Origin of the sequence: Caulobacter sp. B11, assembly GCF_002737765.1 — a bacterium.
In the GTDB taxonomy this organism is placed as follows: domain Bacteria; phylum Pseudomonadota; class Alphaproteobacteria; order Caulobacterales; family Caulobacteraceae; genus Caulobacter.
This window is the reverse complement of the sequence record NZ_PEGG01000159.1, coordinates 1-5,717: the sequence shown is the minus strand read 5'-3', so window position 1 is coordinate 5,717 and position 5,717 is coordinate 1. Positions and strand designations below refer to the sequence as shown.

General features: G+C 65.9%; 5 protein-coding genes and 1 pseudogene. 3 read left to right on the top strand and 3 right to left on the bottom strand.

What is annotated here, in order from left to right:
• Positions 1-1,702 (bottom strand): annotated as a pseudogene (locus CSW58_RS07680) (ABC-F family ATP-binding cassette domain-containing protein); the annotation flags it as partial.
• 98 nt (positions 1,703-1,800) lie between these two features.
• On the opposite strand from CSW58_RS07680, the gene ndk reads away from it, so the two are divergent.
• The 3 genes from ndk (at position 1,801) to CSW58_RS07665 (ending at position 4,190) form a co-directional block, all read left to right on the top strand.
• On the top strand, positions 1,801-2,220 hold the full coding sequence (gene ndk / locus CSW58_RS07675) for a nucleoside-diphosphate kinase (RefSeq protein WP_099446894.1): 420 nt from the start codon (positions 1,801-1,803) through the stop codon (positions 2,218-2,220).
• 165 nt (positions 2,221-2,385) lie between these two features.
• Positions 2,386-3,459: a sensor histidine kinase gene (locus tag CSW58_RS07670; RefSeq protein ID WP_099446893.1), complete on the top strand. Its 1,074-nt coding sequence runs from the start codon at positions 2,386-2,388 to the stop codon at positions 3,457-3,459.
• Between the two features lie 68 nt (positions 3,460-3,527).
• Positions 3,528-4,190, top strand: coding sequence for a YoaK family protein (locus tag CSW58_RS07665; protein WP_099446892.1), 663 nt, complete (start codon positions 3,528-3,530; stop codon positions 4,188-4,190).
• Between the two features lie 6 nt (positions 4,191-4,196).
• Here CSW58_RS07665 and CSW58_RS07660 read toward each other — a convergent pair whose 3' ends face one another.
• A complete protein-coding gene (locus CSW58_RS07660; RefSeq protein WP_099446891.1) occupies positions 4,197-4,628 on the bottom strand; it encodes a cytochrome c in 432 nt (143 codons plus the stop codon).
• A 2-nt stretch (positions 4,629-4,630) separates the two neighbouring features.
• The coding region (locus tag CSW58_RS07655; protein ID WP_099446890.1) for a flavin monoamine oxidase family protein at positions 4,631-5,717 on the bottom strand (1,087 nt) is incomplete at its 5' end.

Here is a 5,717-nt window from a genome sequence, read left to right as displayed (position 1 = left end):
GGTGCAACGGGTGACGACCTGCTCTGCGGACTCGATCTTGCGCTTCAGCGGCTCGATGGCGACCGTCTTGCGCGGCGGGGGCGGCGCGGGTTCGGCCTTGCCGGTTCGCGGGCCACCTGCGAGGGCTTCACCGACTGCTTGGCGCGGTCGAGCACGAACTTGGCGTATTCGTCCATATCGCCGTCGAAGGCTTCACCGTGCCGTCGGCGGCCAGCCACAGGCGGTCGGCGACGAGCTCCATCAGCGAGCGGTCGTGGGTGATCAGGATCACGGCGCCCTGATAGTCGTTCAGGGCGTCCAGCAGGGCTCGGCGGCTGTCGATGTCCAGGTGGTTGGTCGGCTCGTCGAGGATCAGCATGTGCGGCGCATCCATGGCCACCATGTTGAGCAAAAGCCGCGCGCGCTCGCCGCCCGAGAGGTTAGCGACCGTGGTCTCCTGCTTTTCATAGCCGAGGCCGAACTGCGCCAGTTTCGAACGACGTGAGGATTCGGAGGCGTCGGGCATGGCCCGGCGGATGATCTCAAGCGGGGTGTCGACCGGATCCATGGCCTCGATCTGGTGCTGGTGGAACCAGCCGACCTTCATCTTGCGGTCGCGGTGGAACTCGCCTGATTGCACGCCCAGTGCTCCGGCGATCATCTTGGCGAAGGTCGACTTGCCCGCGCCATTGACGCCCAGCAGGCCGATGCGGTCGTCCAGGTCCATGCGCAGGTTGAGGTTCTTGAGGATCGGACGGCCTTCCTCATAGCCGACATTGGCCCGCTCCAGGCGGATCAGTGGCGGCGGCAGGGGGCGGGGCGGCGAGGGCAGGGTGAAGGGCGCGACGCGCTCCTCGATCGTGGTGGCGACCGGCTGCATCTTGGCCAGGCGTTTCATACGGGACTGGGCTTGCGCCGCTTTGGAAGCCTTGGCCTTGAAGCGATCAACGAAGGCCTGAAGGTGAGCGCGCTCGGCGTCCTGTTTGGCCTTGGCCGACATCTGCAGGCGGGCCTTCTCGGCGCGGCGCTGCTCGAAGTCGTCATAGCCGCCGGTGTAGAGCTCCAGCTTGCCGCCGGCCAGGTGCAGCATGTGGGTGCAGCTGTTGTTGAGCAGTTCGCGGTCGTGGCTGACGATCAGGGCGGTGTGCGGGTATTTCTGCAGCCGCTGCTCCAGCCACAGGGCGCCTTCCAGGTCGAGATAGTTGGTCGGTTCGTCGAGCAGCAGCATGTCGGGCTCGGAGAACAGCGCCGCGGCCAGGGCCACCCGCATCCGCCAGCCGCCGGAGAACTCGGCCATCGGCCGGGCCAGGTCTTCCTGCGAGAAGCCCAGGCCCGAGAGGATTTCGGACGCCTTGGCCGGCGCGGCGTCGGCGTCGATCTCGATCAGCCGGGACCAGATCTCGCCCATGTCCTCCGGTTCCGCCGTCTCCAGGCTGGTCAGAAGGGCGTGGCGCTCCTCGGCCGCCTCTAGAACGGTGTCGAGCAGGGTCACCGGCGTGGCCGGGTGCTCCTGGTCGACCGAGCCGATCCGAGCGGTCTTGGGCAGGCTGATTTCGTCGTCACTGGCGTGCAACTGGCCGAGGATCAGCTTGAACAGAGTGGACTTGCCGACGCCATTGCGGCCGATCAGCCCGACCTTGGCCCCGGGGGGCAGGCTGACGCTGGCATGGTCGAAGAACTTCCGACCCCAGGCGTTGAAGGTCAGGTCATTGATCTGGAGCATTTGATTTGAACGATACGCAGCGCTTGGCGGGGAGGGAGCGCCCGGCTATAAGCCCGCAACCTCCCAATTCACAACTTTATGTGTGAGATTTTCGGACCATGACCGAACGTACCTTCTCGATCCTTAAGCCCGACGCGACCCGCCGCAACCTGACCGGCAAGATCAACGCCGTCATCGAAGCCGCTGGCCTGCGCATTGTCGCCCAGCGTCGCGTCAAGCTGACCGAGGCCCAAGCCAAGAAATTCTACGAAGTCCACGCCGAACGCCCGTTCTATGGCGAACTGGTCGGCCAGATGACCGCCGAGCCGGTCGTGGTCCAGGTTCTGGAAGGCGACAACGCCGTCCTGAAGTACCGCGAAGTCATGGGCGCCACGAACCCGGAAAACGCCGATGAAGGCACGATCCGCAAGCTGTTCGCCCTGTCGATCGGCGAAAACTCGGTCCACGGTTCGGACAGCCTCGAGAACGCCGGCATCGAAATCGCCCAGTTCTTCACGGCTGAAGACATCGTCGGCTAAGCATCCGGATCAGGCGGTAGTCGCCGGTCCAAATGCAATTTGGGAAGCGGCGCGGCTTAATGGCCGCGCCGCTTTTCTTATGCCTAAAGGCGCCCGGTTCAGCGTATAGGGACTTTCTTCCGCTCTCTTGGCGTCGTCCGGAGACTGAAGGCGGAGTTCCCCAAAGTGATCGAAAACGGCGAGCAACTGGATCAGTTGCTCAATAATCCCGATCTGGCCAGCGTTCTTGAGAGCGACGGCTTCCGGCAATTTCTCGACCAGGCGCCGATCGCCATCGCGGTCTCGCAGCTGCATCCGGTCGAACGCATCGTCTACGCCAATCTCGAGTTTGAACGGCTCAGCGGGCAGGCTGGCGCGGCGCTGGAGGGCAAGTCATGGACGGCCCTGCTGGGCCGTTCCGCCGATCCCCAAGCTGACGCGGCGCTGAGCGCCGCGGTCGTCGACGACCAGGACTATATCGGCGTCTTCTCCTTCGCCCACAGCCAGGGTGTCGAAGCGGTCGACGCCTGGTCGAACCTCATTCAGGACGACGCAGGCGCGCCAGTGTTTCGTATGCTGGCCTTGGTCGGCGCGACCAGTCGCGATCCTGACCGTAGCGAATTTGAGCAGCGCATCCTCGACAAGGACGTGCAGCTCCGCGAACTGCAGCACCGCGTCGCCAACAATCTGCAGATGATCACCGCCCTGATCCGCATCGAGGCGCGCAATGCGCCTGAAGAGGCCAAGGACGAACGGTTCAGCCGGTTGGCCGGGCGTGTTGAGGCGTTGGGGTTGCTCTATCGATCGCTGTCGGAAGAAGCCCAGTCTGAGACCGTTGACCTCGGGGTCTACCTCAGTGAGATCGCTTCGGCGGTCATGCGGGCCCATGCGGTGGAAGGCATCCATCTCAACCTGCAGGTCGATACCTGGCCTGTGTCGATCAACGTGGCGATGCCGACGGGTCTGGTCGTCAATGAGTTGCTGACTAATGCCCTCAAGCACGCCTTCAAGGGGCGGGAAGGCGGGACGATCACGTTGCAAAGTCTCGTCGACGACGAGGGTTGCAAGGTCGTGGTTTCGGACGACGGTGTCGGTTTGGCGCCGGGCAGCGGGTGGCCCAGAGCAGGAAAGCTGAGCCACATGATCGTCCAGTCTCTGCGCCAGAACGCCAATGCCAGGGTCGAGGTCGGCGTCGAGCCGAGCGGGGGCATGAGGGTCACGATCTTCTTCACCCGCGCCAACGCCCTGCCGCCGACCTAGTTCGGGCGCCTTGAATCCATGCGCCCGGATCGGTGATGATCCTGAGGTAATGTGACAGGCCCACGCCCATGAAGGACTATCGCCGCCGTGATATCGCCCTGGCCTCGATGCTGTCGGCCGTGGCCGGCTATGTCGACGCCATCGGGTTTCTCAAGCTGGGCGGATTCTTTGTCTCGTTCATGAGCGGGAACTCGACCCGGCTGGGGGTCGGGGTGGCGCGGGGCGACTGGTGGTCGGCGGGCAAGGCGGCCGGGCTGGTGGCGCTGTTCGTGCTGGGCGTGGTGCTGGGCGCGCTCGTGGCGCGCCGCGCCGGCGAGGATCGACGTTCGGCCGTCATGGCCCTCGAGGCCGGCCTGCTGGCCCTGGCGGCCGCCCTGATCAGCCTGGGCCATGGGGCCTGGGGCGTGGTGGCCATGGTCATGGCCATGGGGGCCGAGAACGCGGTCTTTCAGCGCAATGGCGATGTGGGCATGGGTCTGACCTACATGACCGGGACCCTGGTCAAGGCGGGGCACCGGATCGCCGCCGCCCTGACCGGCGGCGATCGCTTCGCCTGGCTGCCGTACCTAGCCCTGTGGACGGGCCTGACCCTGGGCGGGGCCCTGGGCGCGACCGCCTATCTCAAACTGGGCGTCGTCGCCCTGTGGATCGCCGCTGCTCTTGTGAGCTGTTTGGCGGCCGGGCAATACTGGCTCGAGCAGCGATCGGGCCCGATCGTGGCCCCTTCATAGTCTAACTCAGTGCCCCGCCGCCGCATGGGGATGGTCGATCCGGGCGACCTCCGCCGCGGTGACGGGCTTGGGATAGGCGTTGCCGAAATGGGTCCGGACATAGGTGACGACCTCGGCGATCTGCTCGTCGCCGAGATGGTCGGTGAAGCTGGGCATGGCGCCCTTGCCATTGACGATGATGGCGATGGGATAGGCCGAGGCCGCCAGGCGTCGGTTGCCCGCCAGGGCCGGAATGGTCGCCGCCCCGGCGCCGCCCTTGGCGTCTGCCATGTGGCAGGCCTGGCAAACCTGTTCGTAGATCTGGGCGCCGGTCACGGGCTTGGCGGCCCGCACCACGCCGCCGCCGGTGTCGCCGCCTTGCACGGCTTGTGAGAGCGCCGGGGCTGCGACCAGGGTCGGGGCCAGGAGCGCGATCGCGATGAGGGAACGGGTTTGCATCCTCAGGCCTCCAGGGCGCGTTGGTGAAGTCGGGTGATGGCGTCGATCGAGGACAGCAGGGCGCCTTCCATCCAGCAGCCGACATAGGAGGCGTGCTCGCCGGCCAGGACGATGCGCCGATCCATGCCGACCAGGGTCTGGTAGTGCTCCTTGCGGGTGTCTTCGTTCCAGCGCGCGCAGCAGCCGAGCGACCAGGGCACCCGGCTCCAGGCGACAGAGGCCCCCGTCCGGAATTCCTTGCGATAGCTCCCAGGGTGGATCAGGGAGCCTTGCTGCTGCGCGACCTCGATCCGTTGCTCCGGCGTCATGCCCGCCAGGCGATAGGCCCCCATCTCGCGGGCGAAGGCGCCGAGCAGGACGGCGGGGCCGTCGCCGAAGAAGTTGTTGTTGGGATAGGAGATCAGGCCGATCTCCTGGTCGGTGAAGCTGTGGCCGCCATAGATGGAGTCGTCCTCCTCCCAGAAGCGACGACGCATCTCCAGGCCGATCTTGACCTGGCCCGAATAGGGCACGGCCCGGATCGCCGCCACCATCGCGTCGGTGACCTGGGTGTCGATCTGGCCCAGCACGCCCAGCGGAATGGTGCAGACGCACCAGTCGGCCTCGGCGGTCGCCGTCTTGCCTGTCGCGGTGTCCTGGTAGGTGACCGCCACGCCCTTGTCGTCCTGGGCGATCTTGCTGACCTTGGCGTTGTAGGTGATCAGGCCGCCGACCTGACGAGCGAAGGCCTTGCCGATCATGTCCATGCCGCCCACCGGCTGGAACATGGTGGTCTGCATCTCGTGGCCCATGAAGAAGGCCATGGACGTCCAGACCTGCGGATCGAGCACGTCGCTGAAATCGTAGGGTGTCGAGGCGATCGGCGCGCCGTTGACGCCGCCGCCCGGTGGACGATCAAAGCCCCGGTGGCCCGAGGCGCGCAGGTTGGAACCGTACCTGTAGTCCTTGTCCAGCATGCCCCAGCCGCGCAGGGCCTCTAGCAGCCGGTCGCGATCCTCGGGGGTGACGGCGTCGTCGAGGGCGTTCTGGTTGACGGACTTGGCCAGCAATTCGGCGATATTGCCCTCGAAGTCGGCCGCCGCGGCCTTG